At 64.9% G+C, this 19,893-nt stretch carries 18 protein-coding genes and 1 pseudogene; 4 read left to right on the forward strand and 15 right to left on the reverse strand.

The genetic code is table 11. The features are described from left to right. Positions 1-137 precede the first annotated feature (137 nt). From DESTE_RS10480 to DESTE_RS10500, 5 genes and pseudogenes are all read right to left on the reverse strand, one after another. Positions 138-1,301, reverse strand: a complete 1,164-nt coding sequence (locus DESTE_RS10480) for a UxaA family hydrolase (protein ID WP_035067479.1) — start codon at positions 1,299-1,301, stop codon at positions 138-140. Between the two features lie 4 nt (positions 1,302-1,305). Further along, positions 1,306-1,590 carry a UxaA family hydrolase gene (locus DESTE_RS10485; RefSeq protein WP_035067480.1) on the reverse strand — a complete coding sequence of 95 codons (285 nt, stop codon included), beginning with the start codon at positions 1,588-1,590 and terminating at the stop codon, positions 1,306-1,308. Between the two features lie 929 nt (positions 1,591-2,519). Next, a pseudogene (locus DESTE_RS18620) lies at positions 2,520-3,688 on the reverse strand (UxaA family hydrolase). Between the two features lie 4 nt (positions 3,689-3,692). Further along, positions 3,693-3,977 (reverse strand): UxaA family hydrolase, encoded by a 285-nt coding sequence (locus tag DESTE_RS10495; protein ID WP_035067482.1) that lies wholly within the window; start codon positions 3,975-3,977, stop codon positions 3,693-3,695. Between the two features lie 300 nt (positions 3,978-4,277). Continuing rightward, on the reverse strand, positions 4,278-4,694 hold the full coding sequence (locus DESTE_RS10500) for a hypothetical protein (RefSeq protein WP_035067484.1): 417 nt from the start codon (positions 4,692-4,694) through the stop codon (positions 4,278-4,280). A 227-nt stretch (positions 4,695-4,921) separates the two neighbouring features. Between DESTE_RS10500 and DESTE_RS10505 the strand changes: the two genes are divergently transcribed. The 4 genes from DESTE_RS10505 to DESTE_RS10520 all read left to right on the forward strand — a co-directional run bounded on the left by DESTE_RS10505 (position 4,922) and on the right by DESTE_RS10520 (position 9,221). Beyond that, positions 4,922-5,926, forward strand: coding sequence for an aminotransferase class IV (locus tag DESTE_RS10505; RefSeq protein WP_156925325.1), 1,005 nt, complete (start codon positions 4,922-4,924; stop codon positions 5,924-5,926). 210 nt (positions 5,927-6,136) lie between these two features. After that, complete coding sequence (locus tag DESTE_RS10510) at positions 6,137-7,516, forward strand: tyrosine phenol-lyase (protein ID WP_035067486.1); 1,380 nt, start codon at positions 6,137-6,139, stop codon at positions 7,514-7,516. A 60-nt stretch (positions 7,517-7,576) separates the two neighbouring features. Continuing rightward, positions 7,577-8,821, forward strand: a complete 1,245-nt coding sequence (locus DESTE_RS10515) for an aromatic amino acid transporter (RefSeq protein WP_035067487.1) — start codon at positions 7,577-7,579, stop codon at positions 8,819-8,821. A 22-nt stretch (positions 8,822-8,843) separates the two neighbouring features. Next, on the forward strand, positions 8,844-9,221 hold the full coding sequence (locus tag DESTE_RS10520) for a Rid family detoxifying hydrolase (RefSeq protein WP_035067488.1): 378 nt from the start codon (positions 8,844-8,846) through the stop codon (positions 9,219-9,221). A gap of 92 nt (positions 9,222-9,313) precedes the next feature. On the opposite strand, the gene DESTE_RS10525 is transcribed toward DESTE_RS10520, so the two are convergent. From DESTE_RS10525 to fliR, 10 genes are all read right to left on the reverse strand, one after another. Continuing rightward, positions 9,314-10,015 (reverse strand): Crp/Fnr family transcriptional regulator, encoded by a 702-nt coding sequence (locus DESTE_RS10525; RefSeq protein WP_035067490.1) that lies wholly within the window; start codon positions 10,013-10,015, stop codon positions 9,314-9,316. A 392-nt stretch (positions 10,016-10,407) separates the two neighbouring features. Further along, entirely contained in the window at positions 10,408-10,743 is a 336-nt protein-coding gene (locus tag DESTE_RS10530) for a hypothetical protein (RefSeq protein WP_035067492.1), read from the reverse strand. A gap of 175 nt (positions 10,744-10,918) precedes the next feature. Beyond that, positions 10,919-11,704: a flagellar basal body-associated FliL family protein gene (locus tag DESTE_RS10535; protein ID WP_035067494.1), complete on the reverse strand. Its 786-nt coding sequence runs from the start codon at positions 11,702-11,704 to the stop codon at positions 10,919-10,921. A 243-nt stretch (positions 11,705-11,947) separates the two neighbouring features. Continuing rightward, entirely contained in the window at positions 11,948-12,328 is a 381-nt protein-coding gene (locus DESTE_RS10540) for a chemotaxis response regulator CheY (RefSeq protein WP_035067496.1), read from the reverse strand. A 31-nt stretch (positions 12,329-12,359) separates the two neighbouring features. After that, positions 12,360-13,157 carry a FliA/WhiG family RNA polymerase sigma factor gene (locus DESTE_RS10545; protein WP_035067499.1) on the reverse strand — a complete coding sequence of 266 codons (798 nt, stop codon included), beginning with the start codon at positions 13,155-13,157 and terminating at the stop codon, positions 12,360-12,362. After that, positions 13,111-13,926 carry a MinD/ParA family protein gene (locus DESTE_RS10550; RefSeq protein WP_035067501.1) on the reverse strand — a complete coding sequence of 272 codons (816 nt, stop codon included), beginning with the start codon at positions 13,924-13,926 and terminating at the stop codon, positions 13,111-13,113. The genes DESTE_RS10545 and DESTE_RS10550 overlap by 47 nt, the downstream gene beginning before the upstream one ends. Before the next feature lie 152 nt (positions 13,927-14,078). After that, positions 14,079-15,404 (reverse strand): flagellar biosynthesis protein FlhF, encoded by a 1,326-nt coding sequence (locus DESTE_RS10555; protein WP_035067503.1) that lies wholly within the window; start codon positions 15,402-15,404, stop codon positions 14,079-14,081. A gap of 271 nt (positions 15,405-15,675) precedes the next feature. Then, a complete protein-coding gene (gene flhA, locus DESTE_RS10560) occupies positions 15,676-17,787 on the reverse strand; it encodes a flagellar biosynthesis protein FlhA (protein WP_035067505.1) in 2,112 nt (703 codons plus the stop codon). 56 nt (positions 17,788-17,843) lie between these two features. Beyond that, complete coding sequence (flhB, locus tag DESTE_RS10565; RefSeq protein WP_035067507.1) at positions 17,844-18,914, reverse strand: flagellar biosynthesis protein FlhB; 1,071 nt, start codon at positions 18,912-18,914, stop codon at positions 17,844-17,846. Between the two features lie 84 nt (positions 18,915-18,998). Beyond that, complete coding sequence (gene fliR, locus DESTE_RS10570; RefSeq protein WP_035070146.1) at positions 18,999-19,793, reverse strand: flagellar biosynthetic protein FliR; 795 nt, start codon at positions 19,791-19,793, stop codon at positions 18,999-19,001. Positions 19,794-19,893: the final 100 nt, after the last annotated feature.

Genomic DNA, 19,893 nt, shown 5'->3' on the forward strand with positions numbered 1-19,893 from the left:
CGCGCGCTACCTGTGATGGTCCATGGTCCCCCGGCCCCCCTGCGGTTTCCGGGGCTCCGCTGCCCCGCCCCGGCGTGCCACCGACCGGGGCGGGACGCCTCCTTCACGACCATCGTGAAGGAGGCGGCAGAGGATGATTAGGCGCTTTCGTACAGACGGGTAAGGACGAACTCGCGGTGGCCCAGCACTTCGGCGGCGGTGTTACGGCCGTTGGCGGTGCGGATGGCCATTTCCACCAGCTTGTCGCCGGCGCCGTCCATGGTCAGTTCCTTGCGCAGGATGCCCGACACGTCCACGTCGATGTGCTCGTTCATGGTGCGCACGGTGCGCGGGTTGGCGCACAGCTTCACCACGGGAAGGATGGGGTTGCCGATGACGTTGCCCTGCCCGGTGGGGAACAGGTGCACAACGTACCCGGCAGCGGCGCACAGGGTGACCATTTCCGCCGCGGCGGACGAGGAATCCATGAACCACAGGCCGGGGCCGGTGGGGGCTTCGGCCTTGTCCAGGCAGCCCACGACCGGAGCCTTGCGGCCGATCTTCTGGATGTTGCCGAGGGCCTTTTCCTCGATGGTGGTCAGGCCGCCTTCGATGTTGCCCTTGGTGGGCTGCGAGTCGGAAAGGTCGCTGGTCTTGTGGTCGTCCACGAGCTTCGCGTAGCGGTCGAAGAAGAACTGGAACTGCTTGCGCACTTCGTCGTTGGCACAGCGTTCCAGCACCAGGTGCTCGCCGCCGGTCAGTTCGGTGGTTTCACCGAACAGCAGGGTGCAGCCCTTTTCGTACAGCTTGTCGAAGGCGTTACCCACGGTGGGGTTGGAGGCGATGCCCGAGGTGGTGTCGGATTCACCGCACTTGGTGGACACCCACAGGTCGCTCACCGGGCATTCCACGCGCTGCAGCTCGGTGGCCCAGTGCATGAATTCCTTGGCCTTGCGCGAGGCGGCGCAAATGGTGTTGTGGTCGCCGTTCTGCTCGATGGAGAAGCCAGCCACCGGCTTGCCGGTCTTGGCGATGCCTTCCACGATGCGGTTGGTCCACTGGGGTTCGATGCCGATGACCACCACGGCGGCCACGTTGGGGTTGCTGCCCACGCCGATCAGGGTGCGGAAGTGCAGTTCCAGGTCTTCACCGAACTGCAGGCGGCCATAGGGGTGCGGCAGGGCCAGGGTGCCCTTGACGTTGTTGGCCACGGCTTCCGAGGCAGCATTGGAAAGATCGTCCAGGGGCAGGATGACCACGTGGTTGCGCACGCCCACGCGGCCGTTTTCGCGGCGGTAGCCGAGGAAGGTATTAGCGGTCATGTTCCTACCACCTCTTGGTCTTGACGTTGTGAACGTGCAGGTGTTCGCCCTGCTTGATGGGAGCGATGACCTTGCCGATGTCGGTGCCGTACTTCATCACGGTATCACCCACGGAAAGGTTCTTCAGGGCCAGCTTGTGACCGATCGGAATATCGTTGAGCACCTTGAAGGTAATGGTCCGGTCTTCGGCCATCACCCAACCGGTCAGTTCCTGACCGGCCTTGACGCCTTCAACAACCACGACGCCGACGGAATCGCCGTCTTCGTGCACCAGAAATTGGATCGACATGGAGTTCCTCCTTGGGGAGCGTTGTTGAGGCATGTGTATGATGTCTTATGCAAGACTGTCAACGCGAAACTTGAGCTTTTTTGCCCAAGCCTTTCAGTCGCGCTTTCAACGCTGTGTTATGTTTTGTTTTTTTCGATGCCCCCCGGAACCCCGTCGTATTCTTGCATACCCCCAACAGCCTTTCTGTTACGCCAACGTGGCGGCATTCCTACCTCTGCTCTCCATATTTGAGCGCTCAGTGAAATAAAGCACGAAGCATATCGGCATGCGATGGTATTGTTTGCTTGTTCAATCAATACAGTTCTCTTGCAGTGCAGGAACACGCGAATGCGTCTGGCAGCGCATGCCCATGTGCCTTTTGTGTCATGCCCTTTCTGCGTGTGCAATCACACACACCCGCTTCAACGACTATTCTTGCGCGTCCGCGCCTGCCCGCATCCGCGGGCCGCTCAGGGGGCGTCCGGGGTGGATCGCTCCGGTTGCCGGTCCCGGCGACGCAAGCGAATCGCCGGTTCCGTGCTGGCACGCCGTACAAAAGCACAGCGCGGGCCCCTGGCAGGGCCCGCGCTTGCGCAAGCTGGCGGCACTGCGTGCCGCGCGAAAAACGTGGAGGATGAAGGCGAAGAATCCGTGAGGCAGAAAGGCTCGTGCGCCGTTACGGCACGGTCCCGATTCCGTGCGTCAGGCGTTGCGAGGCATGCGGGGCCACAAGGCGGCCCAGGGTGCGGTGCTCTGCTGCACACGCAAGAGAAAGGCTGCGGCAAGCGTGCACGGATCAAGCCGGACGGGCGGGTCCGACTTGCGCTCCTCCGAGTATTCCCCGGGGGTATCCACTGGTGTGTGCCGAGAGTGCCGGACGCACACGCCTGCCGCAGAATATGCCCCCCTGCGGCGAGGTGCGCCGCAGGGGAGACCGAAGCGCCTGGGGACTAGGCGCTTTCGTACAGGCGGGTAAGGACGAACTCGCGGTGGCCCAGCACTTCGGCGGCGGTGTTACGGCCGTTGGCGGTGCGGATGGCCATTTCCAGCAGCTTGTCACCGGCGCCGTCCAGGGTCAGTTCCTTGCGCAGGATGCCCGACACGTCCACGTCGATGTGCTCGTTCATGGTGCGCACGGTGCGCGGGTTGGCGCACAGCTTCACCACGGGAAGGATGGGGTTGCCGATGACGTTGCCCTGCCCGGTGGGGAACAGGTGCACAACGTACCCGGCAGCGGCGCACAGGGTGACCATTTCCGCCGCGGCGGACGAGGAATCCATGAACCACAGGCCGGGGCCGGTGGGGGCTTCGGCCTTGTCCAGGCAGCCCACGACCGGAGCCTTGCGACCGATCTTCTGGATGTTGCCGAGGGCCTTTTCCTCGATGGTGGTCAGGCCGCCTTCGATGTTGCCCTTGGTGGGCTGCGAGTCGGAAAGGTCGCTGGTCTTGTGGTCGTCCACGAGCTTCGCGTAGCGGTCGAAGAAGAACTGGAACTGCTTGCGCACTTCGTCGTTGGCACAGCGTTCCAGCACCAGGTGCTCGCCGCCGGTCAGTTCGGGTGTTTTCACCGACAGCAGGGTGCAGCCCTTTTCGTACAGCTTGTCGAAGGCGTTACCACGGTGGGGGTTGGGAGGCGATGCCCGAAGTGGGTGTCGGATTCACCGCACTTGGTGGACACCCCACAGGGTCGCTCACCGGGCATTCCACGCGCTGCAGCTCGGTGGCCCAGTGCATGAATTCCTTGGCCTTGCGCGAGGCGGCGCAAATGGTGTTGTGGTCGCCGTTCTGCTCGATGGAGAAGCCAGCCACCGGCCTGCCGGGTCTTGGCGATGCCTTCCACGATGCGGTTGGTCCACTGGGGTTCGATGCCGATGACCACCACGGCGGCCACGTTGGGGTTGCTGCCCACGCCGATCAGGGTGCGGAAGTGCAGTTCCAGGTCTTCACCGAACTGCAGGCGGCCATAGGGGTGCGGCAGGGCCAGGGTGCCCTTGACGTTGTGGGCCACGGCTTCCGAGGCAGCATTGGAAAGATCGTCCAGGGGCAGGATGACCACGTGGTTGCGCACGCCCACGCGGCCGTTTTCGCGGCGGTAGCCGAGGAAGGTATTAGCGGTCATGTTCCTACCACCTCTTGGTCTTGACGTTGTGAACGTGCAGGTGTTCGCCCTGCTTGATGGGAGCGATGACCTTGCCGATGTCGGTGCCGTACTTCATCACGGTATCACCCACGGAAAGGTTCTTCAGGGCCAGCTTGTGACCGATCGGAATATCGTTGAGCACCTTGAAGGTAATGGTCCGGTCTTCGGCCATCACCCAACCGGTCAGTTCCTGACCGGCCTTGACGCCTTCAACAGCCACGACGCCGACGGAATCGCCGTCTTCGTGCACCAGAAATTGGATCGACATGGAGTTCCTCCTTGGGAGCGTTGGTGGAGACATGTGTATGATGTCTTATGCAAGACTGTCAACGACAATACGTACCCTTCTTTCCGGTTCACTTTCATTTTTCTCTTATTACATCGATATTGTTTAGTATTTTTTTATGAAACCGCGCGTCGAAAAACACAGCCCCCCACCGGATTCCGGTGGGGGGCTGTGTTGACGCCAGGGGCGGCTCCCGCGCCACCAGGGCGCGGGTCGCCACGGGGTAATTGGAAAAAACCGGCGGCGCAAAAAGCAGCCCTCGGAAACGCGGATGTGGTCGACCTACCCGACCTGGGCCAGGATCAGTTCCACTTCGTCCACCGACAGGCCGGTGGACCGGGCGATCTGTTCCAGGCTGCGGCCCTTGCGGTGGCCGTTCAGGATCACCTCGCGCAGGAACTGCGGCGAACGGCTGATGCCCTCGGCCTGTTCCAGCAGGCGGCGCAGGGCCTGAGCCCGCCCCTCCAGCCGCTGGTCCAGATGGCGCAGCTGCTCCTGGCGTTGGGCGAAGGTGGCCACCAGTTCCTGCTCAAGTTCCGCATTCTGGCGCAGCCGCTCCAGCAGCTGGGTCTGGTTGGCTTGCAGACGGTTGAGCAGCGCCTCCGACCTGCGCAACCGCAGAAAGAACATCAGCAGCACGCCGAGCAGGGCCACTTCCACCACGCTGACGAAAATGATGAGCCACAGGGATACGGTCATGGGGGCCTCTGAACGGCGGACAGCGAGTGCACCTGGCGGCACCGTGCCTGCCGGTATGTAGCCTGACGGCAGAGCGGACTCCCGGACCGGCAGGGCGGACCGGGCAACGCCACTGATCCTGCCGGATTCCGCCAAACTTTTCCAGTCGTAGCGTACGCTACAGGCCACACCCGCCGCGCCGGGCTACGCGGAATGCATGGTCACACCTCCAAACCACGGGAGGCCACATGCACCCCGCCGATTCCACGGACCCCATCTCCCCTGCCGCCGCGCCCGAAGCCGGTTCCGACCCCATCCGCCTGCTTGATGCCGCCGTCTGCCTCCAGCGGCTGCTGGCCGCCCCCCGCCCCGGCGCGGACCGGGTGCTGGCCTTCCACGACCACCGCGTGGGCGGCATCTGCACCGACCCGCGCCTGCTGCTGGTCCCGCTGGACGACCACCTGTGCCACCGGGGCGATGGGGTGTTCGAATCCATTCGCTATCGGCAGCGCCGCCTGTTCCAGCTGGACCTGCACCTGGCCCGGCTGCGCCGCTCGGCGGAAGCCATCCACCTTGCGCCGCCCTGCCCGTGGGACGATCTGCGGGGCCGCATCATCGCCGTGGCCCGCGCGGGCGGCCAGGACGAAGGCGGCATCCGCGTGCTGGTGGGCCGGGGACCGGGCGGCTTCGGCATTTCACCCGCCGAATGCCCGCAGTCCAGCCTGTACATCATCGCCTGGCGGCAGACCGCCCCGCCGGAGGCATGGTTCGCCGCCGGGCTGTCCGCCTTCCGCAGCGTGGTGCCCGCGCATCGGGGGCCGCTTACCGGCGTGAAGCACGCCAACTACCTGCTCAACGTACTGATGATGGACGAGGCCCGGCAGCGCGGCATGGACGTGCCGCTGACCTTCGACGCCGAAGGCCGCCTGTCCGAATCGGCCATCGCCAACGTGGCCCTGGTGGACGCCACGGGAACCCTGGCCGCCCCGGAGGGCGCGGGCGCCCTGCCAGGCACCACCCTGCACCGGGTCATGGACCTGGCTGCCGCGTTCATGCCCACGGCCCGCCGCGCCATCACCGAGGCGGACATCCTGTCCGCACGGGAATTCCTGATCCTGGGCACCGTGTACGAATGCGCCAGCCTGGTGCGCTACGAGGGCGCGCCCATCGGCACGGGCACGCCCGGCCCCATGGCCGCCAGGCTGCGCGAGGCGTTGCGGCGCAGCCTGCTGGCCGATGGAACCCCTTTCTAGGCCCTCTGCCGTTTGCGCGACAATTTTTCGCTTCTCGTGAAAAAATGCACCGCGTGTAGGCCAGACTACACTGCCGCTTTTCACGCATGGCGTATGACCACACTTACGGCGCGAAGAAACATGTTCTTGCAGCGTCATGCCGCAACAACCGGGGAATTCGCCCCCCATGCACGGCGAACGACCATCACGGACAACACAAAGGAGTGCATCATGGACGCCAGGTATCCCGCAGAACCGTTCAAGATCAAGGCTGTCGAACCCATTGCCGTGACCACCCGTCCGGAACGCGAGAAGCACATCGCCGAAGCCGGATACAACACCTTTCTGCTGAAGTCCGAAGACGTGGGCATAGACCTGCTGACCGACAGCGGCACTACCGCCATGAGCGACCGCCAGTGGGCGGCCATGATGATCGGCGATGAAGCCTATGCGGGCAGCCGCAACTTTCTGCATCTGCAGGAAGTGGTGCGCGAATACTACGGCTTCAGGCACATCGTGCCCACCCACCAGGGGCGCGGCGCGGAAAACCTGCTTTCGCAGATCTGCATCAAGCCCGGCGACTACGTGCCCGGCAACATGTACTTCACCACCACCCGCGCCCACCAGGAACTGAACGGGGCCACCTTCCGCGACATCATCCGCGACGAGGCGCACGACGCCCAACTGGAAATTCCCTTCAAGGGCAACGTGGACCTGAACAAGTTGCAGGCCCTCATCGACGAGGTGGGCGCGGATCGCATCCCCTACGTGTGCCTGGCCGTCACCGTGAACCTGGCGGGCGGCCAGCCGGTGAGCATGGGCAACATGCGCGCGGTGAAGGAACTGTGCGCCAGGCACAACATCAAGGTGATGTTCGACGCCACCCGCTGCGTGGAAAACGCCTACTACATCAAGGAAGGCGAGCCGGGCTACGCGGACAAGTCCATCCGCGCCATCCTGAAAGAGATGATGAGCTATGCCGACGGCTGCACCATGAGCGGCAAGAAGGACTGCATGGTCAACATCGGCGGCTTCCTGTGCATGAACGACGACGAACTGTTCATGAAGGCCACCGAACTGGTGGTGCTGTACGAAGGCATGCCCAGCTACGGCGGCATGGCCGGGCGCGACATGGAAGCCATGGCCCAGGGCATCCGCGAATCGGTGGACGAAGCCTACATCGCTCACCGCATTGCCCAGTGCCGCTACCTGGGTGACCGGTTGACCGAGGCGGGTGTGCCCATCGTGCGGCCCGTGGGCGGCCACGCCGTGTTCCTGGACGCCCGCGCCTTTCTGCCGCACATCCCGCAGGACGAATTCCCGGCCCAGATGCTGGCCGCCCAGTTGTACCTGGAAGCGGGCGTGCGCTCCATGGAACGGGGCATCGTTTCCGCCGGGCGCGACAAGAAGACCGGCGAGCACCACCGGCCCAAGCTGGAACTGGTCCGCCTGACCATTCCGCGTCGCGTGTACACGTATGCCCACCTGGACGTGGTTGCCGACGCCTGCATCGCACTGTACAAGCATCGCGACAATATCAAGGGTCTCAGGATGGTGCACGAGCCGAAGGTACTGCGCTTCTTCACGGCGCGCTTCGAGCCGCTGAAGTAACACTGCACCACAATGAAGGGGAACGCCTTTGGCGTTCCCCTTTTTCATAAGGAGCTGACCATGACGCATTGCGCACACCGCCCCAGCGTGCTGGGCGGCACCATGATCATCGCCGGTACATCCGTTGGCGCGGGCATGCTGGCACTGCCCACCATCTCCGCGGGCATGTGGTTTCAGTGGTCCGTACTCATCCTGCTGCTTTCGTGGGCCATGATGCTGCTCTCCAGCCAGGCGCTGCTGGAGGTGAACCTGCACTACGAACCGGGCGCCAGTTTTCATACCCTGGTCAAGGATACGCTGGGCCCGTCATGGAGCATCATCAACGGCGCGGCAGTGGCCTTCGTGCTGTACATCCTTGTCTACGCCTATGTCAGCGGTGGCGGGTCCATCGTGCGCCACACCCTGCAGGTGACCATTGGCCACGAGCCGTCCAAGCTGGTGGCCGGGCTGACCTTTGCGCTACTGCTGACCGCGTGCGTGTGGTGGAGCACCTGGATCGTGGACCGCATCTCCGTGCTCATGATGGGCGGCATGGTGCTCAGCTTCGCGTTGTCCATGTCGGGCATGCTGTCGGAAATCCGCGCCGGGGTGCTGTTCGACATGGGCGCGGGCGGCAGCGGCGGCGGCTCGGCCATCTTCATCTGGGGCGCGCTGTCCACCTACCTGACCTCGTTCTGTTTCCACGCCAGCGTGCCCAGCCTGGTCAAATACTTCGGCAAGGAACCGGGGCAGATCAACCGCTGCCTCGTGGGCGGCACGATCATCGCCCTGGTCTGCTACCTGTTGTGGATCGTGGCCTGCGACGGCACCATCCCCCGCGCCGGGTTCCGCGACGTCATCGCCGCGGGCGGCAACGTGGGCGACCTGGTCAAGGCCGCGGGGGCAAACCTGAACAGCAGCTTCATCCTGCGCATGCTGGAGGCGTTTTCGTCTCTGGCCGTGGCCACCTCGTTCCTGGGGGCGGGCCTGGGCCTGTTCGATTACATGGCCGACCTGTGCAAGTTCGACGATTCGCGCGCGGGCCGCACCAAGACCACCCTGATCACCTTCCTGCCGCCCACCCTGGGCGGACTGCTGTGGCCCGACGGCTTTCTGCTGGCCATCGGCTGGGCCGGGCTTGCCGCCACCATCTGGTCGGTGATCATTCCCGCCGTGATGCTGCGCGCCTGTCGTGCGCGCCGCCCCTCGAACGGCTACCGCGCCAGAGGGGGCAACGTCACCGTGCCCGCGCTGCTGCTGTTCGGCATCGTCACGGCCATTTGCCACACCCTGTTCGTGTTCGACGTCCTGCCCATGTACAAGTAGCCCTCCCGACAGGAGACGCCCCATGAAACATCAGATATCCAGCCCCGACGCCCCCGCCGCCATCGGCCCGTACAGCCAGGCCATCCGCACCGGCAACCTGCTGTTCGTTTCCGGTCAGTTGCCCGTGAACCCCGCCACCGGCGCCGTGGTGGAAGGCGACGCCAAGGCCCAGGCCGCGCAAAGCTGCGCCAACCTTGCCGCCATCCTGGCCGAGGCCGGGGCCAGCCTGGCCAGCGTGGTCAAGACCACGGTATTCATCACCGACATGGCCCACTTTCCGCTGGTGAACGACGCCTACGCGGCGGCCTTTGCCGCGCCCTTCCCCGCCCGCTCGTGCGTGGCCGTGCGCGCCCTGCCCTTGGGCTGCCTGGTGGAGATAGAGGCCGTGGCCGCGCTGTAGGGCCTGATATCCGACCCGTCACACCTGCATCCACAAAAGGCCCGCCGGGTTTCCGGCGGGCCTTTTCGTTGCCGCGCTACGCGCGCCGCGCGCTATTTCTCGGCGTGCAGGATATCCACCAGACCGTCCACGTCGCGCACGTCCAGATGGTCGGCATCGGGCGAAAGAATGCCCGCCCGCCGGAATCCGTTGATGACGTTGGTGGTGGTCACCCGGTGCAGGCCCAGCAATTCACCGATGGTCACCAGCGGCAGGCGGGCCAGGCGGTGGTACAGCGGGGTGGTACGCTGCTGCTCGCCCGCCAGGTGGTACAGGAAATGGGCGATCTTCTGCTCGCTGGTCATGAAGGTGGTGCATTCCAGCTGGGTGGACATGATGTACGACTTGGTGGCCATGTTGCGGCACAGGCAGATGGTCAGCGAGGGATATTTGCCGATGATCTCGCCGAATACCACGTCCTTGCCGAACACAAGGCCCGAACACGGCTCCACCACCTTGATGACGTGCTGGTTCTCCACCTCGCAGAACAGCGAGGACTCGCCCAGGATGCTGCCCGGGCCCAGGATGCCGATGGTGCGTTGCTCTCCGTTGTAGCCCAGGGCGATGATGCGCAGCAGCCCCTCGCGGATGAGCACGATTTCGGACGAGGGCGCGCCGATGTCGTAAACCACGCTTTTGCGCGCCCAGCGCATGGGTCGCCCCAGATGCGCGACCTTTTCCCAGTCTTCGTGCACCGGGGCCACCAGCCAGGGGGGAATGTAGGCACCGTCGAACAGGCGTTCGGCATTCGGCATGGCGCACCTCGCGTCACGGCGGCATTCCGCCGCCACCGGCACTGGTATCGTGCCTGCTGCATCGCCGCAAGAACCCGTCTGCCCTGCCTGTGCACCGCCACGGCACCGCCGTCTTCACCTTGCCGCTTCCATCCTTCATGGGCGTCCGGATTTCTCTCCAAGCATGCTCTTGTCGTACCTGCGTGACAATGGCGTTGCTGTAGTCTGGGCTACACGCAACGCCATGGCGGCGTTCGATGGCGAACGGTGTGGAGAACGGATGGCTTCGGGCGGGAAGGCGGACGGAAATCATGGCCGCCGGTACAGTGGCGATGCGTCGGGGGCGCCTGCCGCTACGCGCGACCAACCATGCGGCCAGCAGCCGACATGACGCCCGAATGGGCGGCGGGAAATCAGACCTTGATGTTCAGGATGTTGCCGGACCAGGGATCGTCGTCGGAGTCGGGCGTTTCGTCCTCGTCCCCCTCCGCCGCCGCAGCCTGGGCCTTGCGACGGGCCAGCAGCATGGCGCGCCGCCGCTGGCGGTTGCGTTCGCGCTCGTCCACCACCTCGGACTTGCCGCTTTCGTCGGTCTTCTGGACCTGCGAACGGTCGTGCTGCAACGCCTGGGCGGCAAGCTGCTGGGCGGCGGCCTGGGCCATTTCCGGGTGTGCCTGCGCCTCGTGGACCACGCGCTCGGCGTGGCCCATCTGGGCGATGACGACGGGAAGCGTCGGGTCGACGGACACGGCGGATCCTCCATCGCCGCATGGTGCCCCGCGCGACGCACCTGCAAGGGGTGGCGGCGGCTGACGACGAAACCCGCTGCCGGGCGGGTCGGCTGTCGGCGGGGGCGGCGGGCTTTGGCGCATCACCCGAAGATGGGGACGACGGGCGGCGCGCCAGGGGGGCCTTGGGGCTCCCCTACTTGACCAGATAGTTCTCTATCAACAAATCCTCCAGCTTACCGATGCTGAGGTATTCGTTCATGATGGCCAGGATGTCCTTTTTCAGCGTTTCGGCATTGGCCGCATCGGTGAGGTAGGTCAGCGACTTGTTCTTCAGATAGTAATACACGGCATCGCGGATGACCACCTTCTTGGCCTGCGCCTCGAACACCAGCTTCTGGTTTTCCGTGGGCGCCGAGAATTTGACGACCAGGAAACGGATGGCACCCTTGGTGTCCTTCTGTTCCACCCAGAACGGCTCCCAGCTCAGGATGGTCTGGGCGGGTTTGGCCGGTTCCGGCGGGGGCGGCGGGGCCTGCTGGGGCACCACGATCTTCTGGACCGCGGCCTCGGGGGACGGCGGCGGGGCTTCCTTCTTGCGCAGCAGGAACCACGCGGCACCGCCGCCTGCCAGCAGCAGCACCAACACGGCCACCACGATGATCAGCAGCTTCTTGTTGGCCAGCAACCCGGCAAGGTTGAGGCTGAATTTCTTCTTGGGGGCATCGCCCTCGGGCGACAGCGCAAGGGTCTGGGCGGCTTGGGGCGGCGGGGGAGGAGCCTTTTCCTCTTCCGGCAGCAGGAAGGGGGCGTCCTCGAGGTCCAGTTCAACCTTGTCTTCCACCGGGGGACCCAGCGAATCGACATCCAGCTGCCCGGCGTCCAGTTCCGCCTTGCCCTCCTCGTCGGACAACAGGCCGTCCACCCCCGGCGTTGCGGGGGAATCGGGAACGGCGGCGGTGACGATGGGCATGAGCAGCATGGTCTGGTCCCTCGCACGGCCCGCGCTGGGGCGTCGGGGTAACGGGCGTCCGGATCAGACCCGGCCGGGAAACGCCGGCATGGGGAGACGCCGTGTCGGCTGGCGTACTGGCCGCCGGGTGCTCCGGAGCGGCAGGGCCTGCCTGCGGAAAGGGGGCATGCGGCGCGGCGCGCGTGCGGCCCTGCACGGCAAACGGGCGCAAGCCCGCCCCATGGCGGCCCGGCGCCCGCAGAAAATGGCGACCTACGGGAAGATCTTGTCGATCTTCTGCTTCATGGTCTCTGCGGTGAAGGGCTTGACGATGTAGTTGGACACCCTGGCCTGCACCGCTTCGATGACGTTTTCCTGCTGGGCTTCGGCCGTCACCATCAGGAAGGGCATGTCGGCGAATTCCTCGCTGGCGCGCACCTTGCGCAGCAGTTCGATGCCGGTCATCTTGGGCATGTTCCAGTCGGAGATGACGAACTCGATGCGGTCCTTGTTCAGGATCTCCCACGCGGTGGTGCCGTCGTCGGCCTCGACCACGTTGGTGAACCCCAGCTGGCGCAGGATGTTCTTGATGATGCGACGCATGGTGGAAAAGTCGTCCACCACGAGGACACGCATATTGGTGTCGTAGGGCATTGTGCGTACTCCTGGCCAACGGACGCCGCAATCACACGGTGCCGTGTTCTCCGTAGTGGTTCCTGAATTCCTTGCGCAGCCTGTTGAGCGCCTGGGAGTGCAGTTGCGAGACGCGCCCCTCGGTGATGCCCATGACCTCGGCTGTTTCGCGCATGTTCAGCTCGTCGCTATAATATAACGACAATACCAGCTTCTCTCGGGGTGTCAATTCGTCGATCAGCCCCGCCACTCGCTCTATGAGCTCCTGCGTTGCCGTGGTCTGGAACGGTTCACCCTCTCCCTGCACGCCTGCATCTGGCGCCAGCGAGTCCTGTATGGCGTCGAGCGAGAGGCACAACTGGTTCTGCAACGCCTCCAGCCCCAGCCGTACATCCTTCTGGTCCAGTCCCGTGGCGTCCTGCAATTCCGCCTCGGTGGGGTGGCGTCCCTTTTCGTGCTCGATGCGCTGGATTGCCTCGTCCAGTTGCCGCACCCGCTGTCGCAGACTGCGCGGAAACCAGTCCAGCCGCCGCAACTCGTCCAGCATGGCGCCCCGGATGCGGCTTTCGGCATACGTCTCGAAGCGGATGCCAAGCTGCGGCCGGAACTTGCCCAGCGCCTCCATGAGGCCCAGGGTGCCCGCGCTGATCAGTTCGTTCAGCTCCACGTTGCGGGGCAGCTTGGCCTTCAGGCGCAAGGCCAGAAACCGCACCTTAGGCGCGTAGTGCCGGACTATCCGTTCCTGGTCGGCGCGCGGGAAGTCGCCCCAGGCGACGGCTCCCGATTCCAGCGCCTCCCAGGGGTTAGTGCCGGAAGAGGAGCTTTTTCCAGAAGAACTTGATGTTTCCATCGAGGCTCGCCGCCACGTCCCACGTTTGTACCGTCCGGGCCACCTCGCGCACCGCCGCGCAGGCCGGGCTGTCCGGCGCCATGACGCAGAAGGGTCGCTGGTTCACCACTGCCTTGCGCACCGCCGGGTCGCGCGGGACAAAGCCCGCGAGATCCAGGGACACGCCGGAAAGAAAATGATCGCAGGCCTTGTACAGCCGGGTGAACATGTCGCGCGCGGTCTGCGCGTCGGGCACCATGTTCACCAGCACCTTGAAATGCTCCACCCCGTGGTTGAGCTTCATCACCTTGATCAGGGCGTAGGCGTCGGTGAGCGACGTGGGCTCGGGGGTCAGCACCACCAGCCGCTCCTGGGCCGCCAGGTTGAAATACAGCACATTATCGTTGATGCCCGCGCCGGTGTCCACGATCAGATAGTCCACCGCGCCTTCCAGCGCGTCCATGGCCTCCAGCAGTTCCAGCTTCTGGCCGGTGGAAAGCGACAGCATTTCGCTCATGCCCGACGAGGCGGGCAGGATGCGGAAGCCGTAGGGCGTATCGCAGAGTATCTCGGAAAGGTCGACGCCTTCGTGGAACAGGTGGAACAGGTTCAACTGCGGGGTCAGGCCCAGCACCACGTCCACGTTGGCAAGGCCAAGGTCCGCGTCCAGCAGGACCACGCGCTTGCCTTCCTGCGCGAGGCAGCAGGCCAGGTTGGCGGCGATGTTGGTCTTGCCGACGCCACCCTTGCCGGAGGTGACGGAGAATACCAGGGGAAGATCGGGGCTCATGCGATGCAAGCTCCAGTGAGTGCGTGCGGTGCCGGGCGCGCCTGGCGCGGTCGCCCGTGGATGCCGTGTGCCGTCGGTGCTGCCGTCAGTTCTTCCGTTAGCTCTGCCGTCAGATCTGCCGTCCGGCGCGCCGTCGGGACCGGGACCATGGTTCAGGCCCTTGCGCCAGCCAGGGATCGGGCGTTCGCCGAAATGCCGTCAGCCTTCATTCCGTCTGGCCGGCCCCCTTCTGGCCGAACACTGTCTGGCCGAACACCGCCGGGCCTGATGGCCGTCTGGCCGCCGGTCTGGGCCTTGGTCTGGGCCGCCACCCTTGCCTGGGGCCGGGACTCGGCCTGCTCCGCAGCATGTCCCGGAGCCTCGCCGGGCAGTTGCCGCTTGAACAGCAGGCGCCACAGTGCCGCATCGCTTGCGGCTACCAGCGAATTGCGCATGCCGGGGCCGTAGGAAAGGGCCGACACGGGCAGGCCGCAGGCCGCCGCCACGTTCACCAATGCCCCGAAGGTACAGGCTTCGTCCAGCTTCGTCCAGACAAGGCTGCCCGCCCCCTCGAAGGCATAGCGCGCCAGCAGCGCGGCCATCTGGGCCGGTCCGTGATGCGGCGGCAGCACCAGGTGCACGGCAACGCCGTTGCCCGTACCCGTGCCCGCCGCCGCTCCCGAAAGTCCAAGAATCGCCAGTTGGCGGGCCAGGCTGCCGTCGCGCGCCACGCCGGGCAGATCCACCAGAATGCGGCCCGCATCGGGGTTTTCGCGCAGGATGGCCGCGAATTCGGCGGCGGTGGAGGCCTCTCGGTACACCAGGTTGGAAAGTTCGGCGTAATGTTGCAGCAGCAGGCGGCCATGGCCACGCCCGCAGTCGGCGTTGACCATCACGACCTTCAGGCCCGGCTTTTCGCGGCGCAGGGCCAGCGCCATGCGCAGCATGGCCGTGGTCTTGCCCGCGCCGAACGGCCCGGCGAACACGTGGGCCCGCTGCGGCCACGCCGCAAGGCCCCAGCCGCGCACGGGCACGATGTCGGCCAGGGCTTCCAGCACGGATGCGCCGGAATCGGCCGCCAGCCTGCGGTGCAGGGTCATGGCCACGCCGTCGTCCACGCCTTCGCGCGTCAGGTATTCCAGGGCCACGCGCTGGCGGGGGGTCAGGTCTTCCATGCGCAGGGCGGGCTTCATCAGCGCGAACAGGTGCTCCTTCATCTGGCCCCATTCGCGGTGCCATTCCTCCCAGCCGGGGGGGACGGGACCACCGGGGCCACCAGGCGCGGCGGAACCCGCAAAACCAGGGGCAAAACCAGGGGCAAAACCACCGGCAACGCCGGGCGCGGCGGCATGCTCGATGCCCACGCTCATCTCGTGCCACGTGCGGTCGCCTTCGCGGCATTCGCGCGAGGACAGAATGACCGCGTCCGACCCGAGTTCGGCCTTGATCTTCGCCAGTACCGCCGTCGCGTTCCGGCCTGTGTACGTCTTGATCTGCATCAGAGCATTTCGACCTTGAAGTTGTAACCGTTGCAGAAAAATGCTCTCGGCGCGGACGGCGCCGCCCGCCTCGCGGATCTGGCGAAACCCCGTTTCGCCGCTGCCGCCGGGGGTTCCCCCTCTTTGGGGCTGTTGTCGCCATGAGGGTTTTTGTTCTCTGCCAAGGAAGAATGGTTTTTTATGGAGGGCGTATACTCTTATCGTATTCAACCGGAATAAAAAACCATTCTGACGAAGGCAGAGGGCAAAAGGACCATGGCGTCAACAGCCCCTAATCAAAGGCCACGCTGCCCACGGATTGCAGCCGGATGTCCGAAGGAATCTCGGCCTGCGAAATCACGGCCACGTTGGGAAGGAAGCGCATCAGCAACTGGGCCAGATGAGGCCGGGCCACGGGCGAGGCCAGGATGACCGGCTGCCCGTCGGTATTCACGGCGCGCTCCACCGCGTTGTTCACCCGCTGGATGAGCCGCTGGGCAATGCCGGGGTTGAGCGCCAGGTAGTTGCCGCCATCGGTCTGGCGGATGGCTTCCTGCACGGTCTTTTCCACGGCCTGGTCCAGGGTGACGATGGGCAGTCCGCCCTCGCTGTCCATGTATTGCTTGACGATGGAGCGGGCCAGGCGCTCGCGCACGTACTCGGTCAGGGTGTCGGCGTTCTTCACCGCCGGGCCGTAGTCGGCCAGGGTTTCCGCGATGGTCAGCAGGTCGCGGATGGAAACGTTTTCGCGCACCAGGTTCTGCAACACCTTCTGCACCGTACCCAGCGGCAGGATGCCGGGCACCAGTTCTTCCACGGCTTTCGGCGCATGCTTGGCCAGGTTGTCCAGCAGGCCCTGCACTTCCTGACGGCCCAGGAAGTCGCCCAGATGGCGCTTGAACACCTCGGTGAGGTGGGTGGCGATGACCGTGGAGGGATCGACCACGGTGTAGCCGGCCAGCATGGCTTCTTCCTTCTGCGATTCGGGTATCCACAGCGCGGGCAGGTTGAAGGCCGGTTCGCGCGTTTCGATGCCCCGGATGCGGTGCTTGGCGTTGCCCGGGTCCATGGCCAAGTAGTGGTCCACGAGGATTTCCGCAGAGGCAACCTGGTTGCCCTTGACCAGCACGCAGTACTGGCCGGGCTTCAACTGCAGGTTGTCACGCAGGTGCAGCGAGGGCACCACCACGCCCATGTCCAGGGCGAACTGGCGGCGGATGGAGCGGATGCGCGACAGCAGGTTGCCGTTCTGGTCCTCGTCCACCAGGGGAATCAGGCCGTAGCCCACTTCCAGTTCCAGGGTGTCGAGGGGCAGCAGGGTCTGCACTTCTTCCGGCGTGTCCAGCGAACCGTCCTTCTTCTTGCCCTTGGCGCCCTTGCCGCCCTTGGCTTCAGCGGCGGCCTCCGCATCCTGCTTGTCGCCCACCAGGCGCGACACGCCGAACAGGCCCGCGCCAAAGACGAGGAACGGCAGCGTGGGCAGGCCGGGCACCAGAGAGAACAGCACCAGCACGCCGGACACCAGCTTGAGCGCGCGCGAGTTGTACGACAACTGGCCCACGAATTCCTCGCCCATCTTGGCTTCCGCCGCCGCGCGCGACACGATGAGGCCCGCCGCCGTGGAAACGATGATGGAAGGAATGGTGGCCACCAGACCGTCGCCGATGGACAGCAGGGTGTAGGTGGTCAGCGCGTCGCGCCACTCCATGTCCTTCTGGAACACGCCAAGCAGGATGCCGCCGATGACGTTGATCATCGTGATGAACATGCCTGCGTTCACGTCCCCCTGCACGAACTTGCCCGCGCCGTCCATGGCGCCGTAGAAGTCGGCTTCCTTGCGGATGTTGGTACGGCGGGCGGTGGCTTCTTCCTCGTCGATGAGCCCGGCGTTCAGGTCGGCCTCGATGGCCATCTGCTTGCCGGGCATGGCGTCCAGGGTGAAGCGCGCGGCCACTTCGGCGATGCGCGTGGTGCCCGCGGTGATGACGATCTTGTTCAGGATGAACAGGATCATGAAGATGACCGCACCGATGACGTAGTTGCCGCCCACCACGAACTCGCCGAAGGCCTGGATGACCTGGCCCGCCGCGTCGGTGCCTTCGTCGCCGTGCAGCAGGATGAGGCGGGTGGAGGCCACGTTGAGCGCGAGGCGCAACAGGGTGGTGACCAGCAGCAACGACGGAAAGATGGAAAATTCCAGCGGCGAGAGCATGAACATGGAGGTGACCAGGATCACCAGCGACAACGAGATGCTGAGCGAAAGCAGCATGTCCAGGAAGAACGTGGGCAGCGGCACCAGCATCACGAACAGGATCGTGACGACGCCACCCGCCAGCAGCAGGTCGCCCTGCCTGGCGAAGCGCTGGTAGTCGATCTTGGGGGCGTATCCTGGTTTGGCAGCCATGTTCTTGACACCTTCCGGAATGGACCGGGTTTCGCTTCAGGTTCTCAGCGCGGGGGCTACGATGCGCGGCCCGCCTTGAATTTCCACAGGCTGGCCAGCACGGTGGCAACGGCCTGGAACAGTTCGGCGGGAATCATGTCGCCGACCTCCACCGCTTTATACAAAGCCTGTGCCAGCGGCTTGTTCTCGCGGATGGGCACGCCGTGTTCGCGGGCCACTTCCTTGATCTTCTGGGCCAGGTTGTCCGCGCCCTTGGCCAGCACGATGGGGGCCGGGGCCTCGGTGGCGTCGTAACGCAGGGCGATGGCGAAGTGGGTGGGGTTGGTGATGACCACGTCGGCCTTGGGCACGTCCTGCAGCATGCGCTTGGCCATCATCTGCATCATCTTGCGGCGCTGCTGGGCGCGGATCACGGGGTCGCCTTCGGCCTGCTTGCGCTCGTCCTTGGTTTCGTCCTTGGTCATCTTCAGGTTTTCCTCATAGCTCCAGCGGGTGTACCAGAAGTCCGCTATGGCTATGATGAACATGGGCACCAGGGCGTAGCGCACCATGTCCCACCCGGTTTTCAGCATGTACGCGCTGATCCCCTGGGCATCGGCGTAGTACAGGGGCAGAAAGTTGTGCATCTCGCGCCGGATGATGATGTACGGCGCAACGCCGATGAACACGGCCTGCAACAGGCTCTTGCCCAGGCGCACGAATGTTTCGGGCGAGGCGAACATGCGCTTGAGTGCCGCAATGATGTTGAAGCGCGACCAGTTGAACTTGAAGACCTCGGTGGTCCACAGCTTGCCCACCTGCAACCGCAGCACCAGCCATGCGGTGAACCCGATGAACAGCATGATGGGCAGCAGCATGGCCGCCAGTTCTCCGGCCAGCCACATGAGCAGCTTGATGACGTTCTGCTGGTTGGGATTGAACCCGAAGGCGTTGCCCAGGAAATGCCGGAAGATGGTCTGCATGTCCTTGGCCAGGAAGTCTATGTAGAACAGAAGGCCCACCGAGCCTGCCAGGATGGTCAGGGCCTTGGTGAGTTCTTGCGATTTCGGGACGTTGCCCTTGCCGCGGGCCTTTTTGCGACGTTTCGGCGTCGCTTTTTCGGTCTTGCTCGGATCGCGCTGCGCCATGGCAGCCCTCCGTCAGGGTTCCGTCCGCGCCCGCCCGGGCGGGGGACGCGTGGCGGGTGGTCAGCGGTTCATCTCGGCAGCGGTTCAGCGGTTCAGCAGGGGGCTGGCCGCCTGCAACAGGTGCAGCATCATGGGGTCCATGCCCACGATGAATTCGCGGATCTTGTCGGCCATGATGGTGAACAGCATGCCGATGAAGAAAAAGCCCACGGCGATCTTGAGCGGAAAGCCGATCATCAGCAGGTTCATCTGCGGGGCGGCGCGGGCCATCAGCGCCAGCGCCAGTTCCACCAGAAACAGCGAAACCAGCACCGGCGCGGCGATCTTGACGGCCAGCACGAACATGGAGCCGGACAGGGCCAGGACTTCCTTCACCAGCGGGGGGGTAAGCAGCAGGCCGCCCGCGGGCACCAGTTCGAAGGTGCGCACGAAGGCCCGCAGCATGTACAGGTGCCCGTCCAGCGCCAGAAAGCTGAGCATGGCCACCATGTACAGCAGGTGCGAGGTGATGCTGACGCTGGCCCCGGTCAGCGGGTCGGCCAGGGTGATCATGGTGAAGCCCATCTGGGTGGCCAGCATCTGGCCGCCGGTCTGGATGCCCGCGAACAGGAAGTGCACGGTCATGCCCAGCATCAGGCCCATGACCAGTTCGCCCGCCAGCAGCACGATGAGCGAAAAGGGGTGCGTGGGCATCAACCCGCCCGGCAGGGACACGTGCGGCCACAGCGCCAGGGTGAACACCATGCACAGGGCCACCTTGACCTGCATGGGCGCCGCGTCGCCCCCGAAGAAAGGCAGCAGGAACAGCACCAGGCTCACCCGCATGAAGGTAAGCAGAAAGCTGAGCATGGCGGCGGCGTCGAACGCGAAGATATCCATGCGCGCGGCACAGCAAGATGCGGGCCATGCCGCCGGATCGGGCGGCTGAGGACATTGGGCCGCAAGGCCCCGACGGCATCCCGTAGGTCTGATGAGGATC

Origin of the sequence: Nitratidesulfovibrio termitidis HI1 (genome assembly GCF_000504305.1) — a bacterium.
Classification (GTDB): Bacteria; Desulfobacterota; Desulfovibrionia; order Desulfovibrionales; family Desulfovibrionaceae; genus Cupidesulfovibrio; species Cupidesulfovibrio termitidis.

Bases quoted from the DNA above. Each gene is read 5' to 3' on its own strand.
- DESTE_RS10480 (WP_035067479.1), bottom strand. From the start codon at position 1,301: ATGACCGCTAATACCTTCCTCGGCTACCGCCGCGAAAACGGCCGCGTG.
- DESTE_RS10485 (WP_035067480.1), bottom strand. From the start codon at position 1,590: ATGTCGATCCAATTTCTGGTGCACGAAGACGGCGATTCCGTCGGCGTC.
- DESTE_RS10495 (WP_035067482.1), bottom strand. From the start codon at position 3,977: ATGTCGATCCAATTTCTGGTGCACGAAGACGGCGATTCCGTCGGCGTC.
- DESTE_RS10500 (WP_035067484.1), bottom strand. From the start codon at position 4,694: ATGACCGTATCCCTGTGGCTCATCATTTTCGTCAGCGTGGTGGAAGTG.
- DESTE_RS10505 (WP_156925325.1), top strand. From the start codon at position 4,922: ATGCACCCCGCCGATTCCACGGACCCCATCTCCCCTGCCGCCGCGCCC.
- DESTE_RS10510 (WP_035067486.1), top strand. From the start codon at position 6,137: ATGGACGCCAGGTATCCCGCAGAACCGTTCAAGATCAAGGCTGTCGAA.
- DESTE_RS10515 (WP_035067487.1), top strand. From the start codon at position 7,577: ATGACGCATTGCGCACACCGCCCCAGCGTGCTGGGCGGCACCATGATC.
- DESTE_RS10520 (WP_035067488.1), top strand. From the start codon at position 8,844: ATGAAACATCAGATATCCAGCCCCGACGCCCCCGCCGCCATCGGCCCG.
- DESTE_RS10525 (WP_035067490.1), bottom strand. From the start codon at position 10,015: ATGCCGAATGCCGAACGCCTGTTCGACGGTGCCTACATTCCCCCCTGG.
- DESTE_RS10535 (WP_035067494.1), bottom strand. From the start codon at position 11,704: ATGCTGCTCATGCCCATCGTCACCGCCGCCGTTCCCGATTCCCCCGCA.
- DESTE_RS10540 (WP_035067496.1), bottom strand. From the start codon at position 12,328: ATGCCCTACGACACCAATATGCGTGTCCTCGTGGTGGACGACTTTTCC.
- DESTE_RS10545 (WP_035067499.1), bottom strand. From the start codon at position 13,157: ATGGAAACATCAAGTTCTTCTGGAAAAAGCTCCTCTTCCGGCACTAAC.
- DESTE_RS10550 (WP_035067501.1), bottom strand. From the start codon at position 13,926: ATGAGCCCCGATCTTCCCCTGGTATTCTCCGTCACCTCCGGCAAGGGT.
- DESTE_RS10555 (WP_035067503.1), bottom strand. From the start codon at position 15,404: ATGCAGATCAAGACGTACACAGGCCGGAACGCGACGGCGGTACTGGCG.
- flhA (WP_035067505.1), bottom strand. From the start codon at position 17,787: ATGGCTGCCAAACCAGGATACGCCCCCAAGATCGACTACCAGCGCTTC.
- flhB (WP_035067507.1), bottom strand. From the start codon at position 18,914: ATGGCGCAGCGCGATCCGAGCAAGACCGAAAAAGCGACGCCGAAACGT.
- fliR (WP_035070146.1), bottom strand. From the start codon at position 19,793: ATGGATATCTTCGCGTTCGACGCCGCCGCCATGCTCAGCTTTCTGCTT.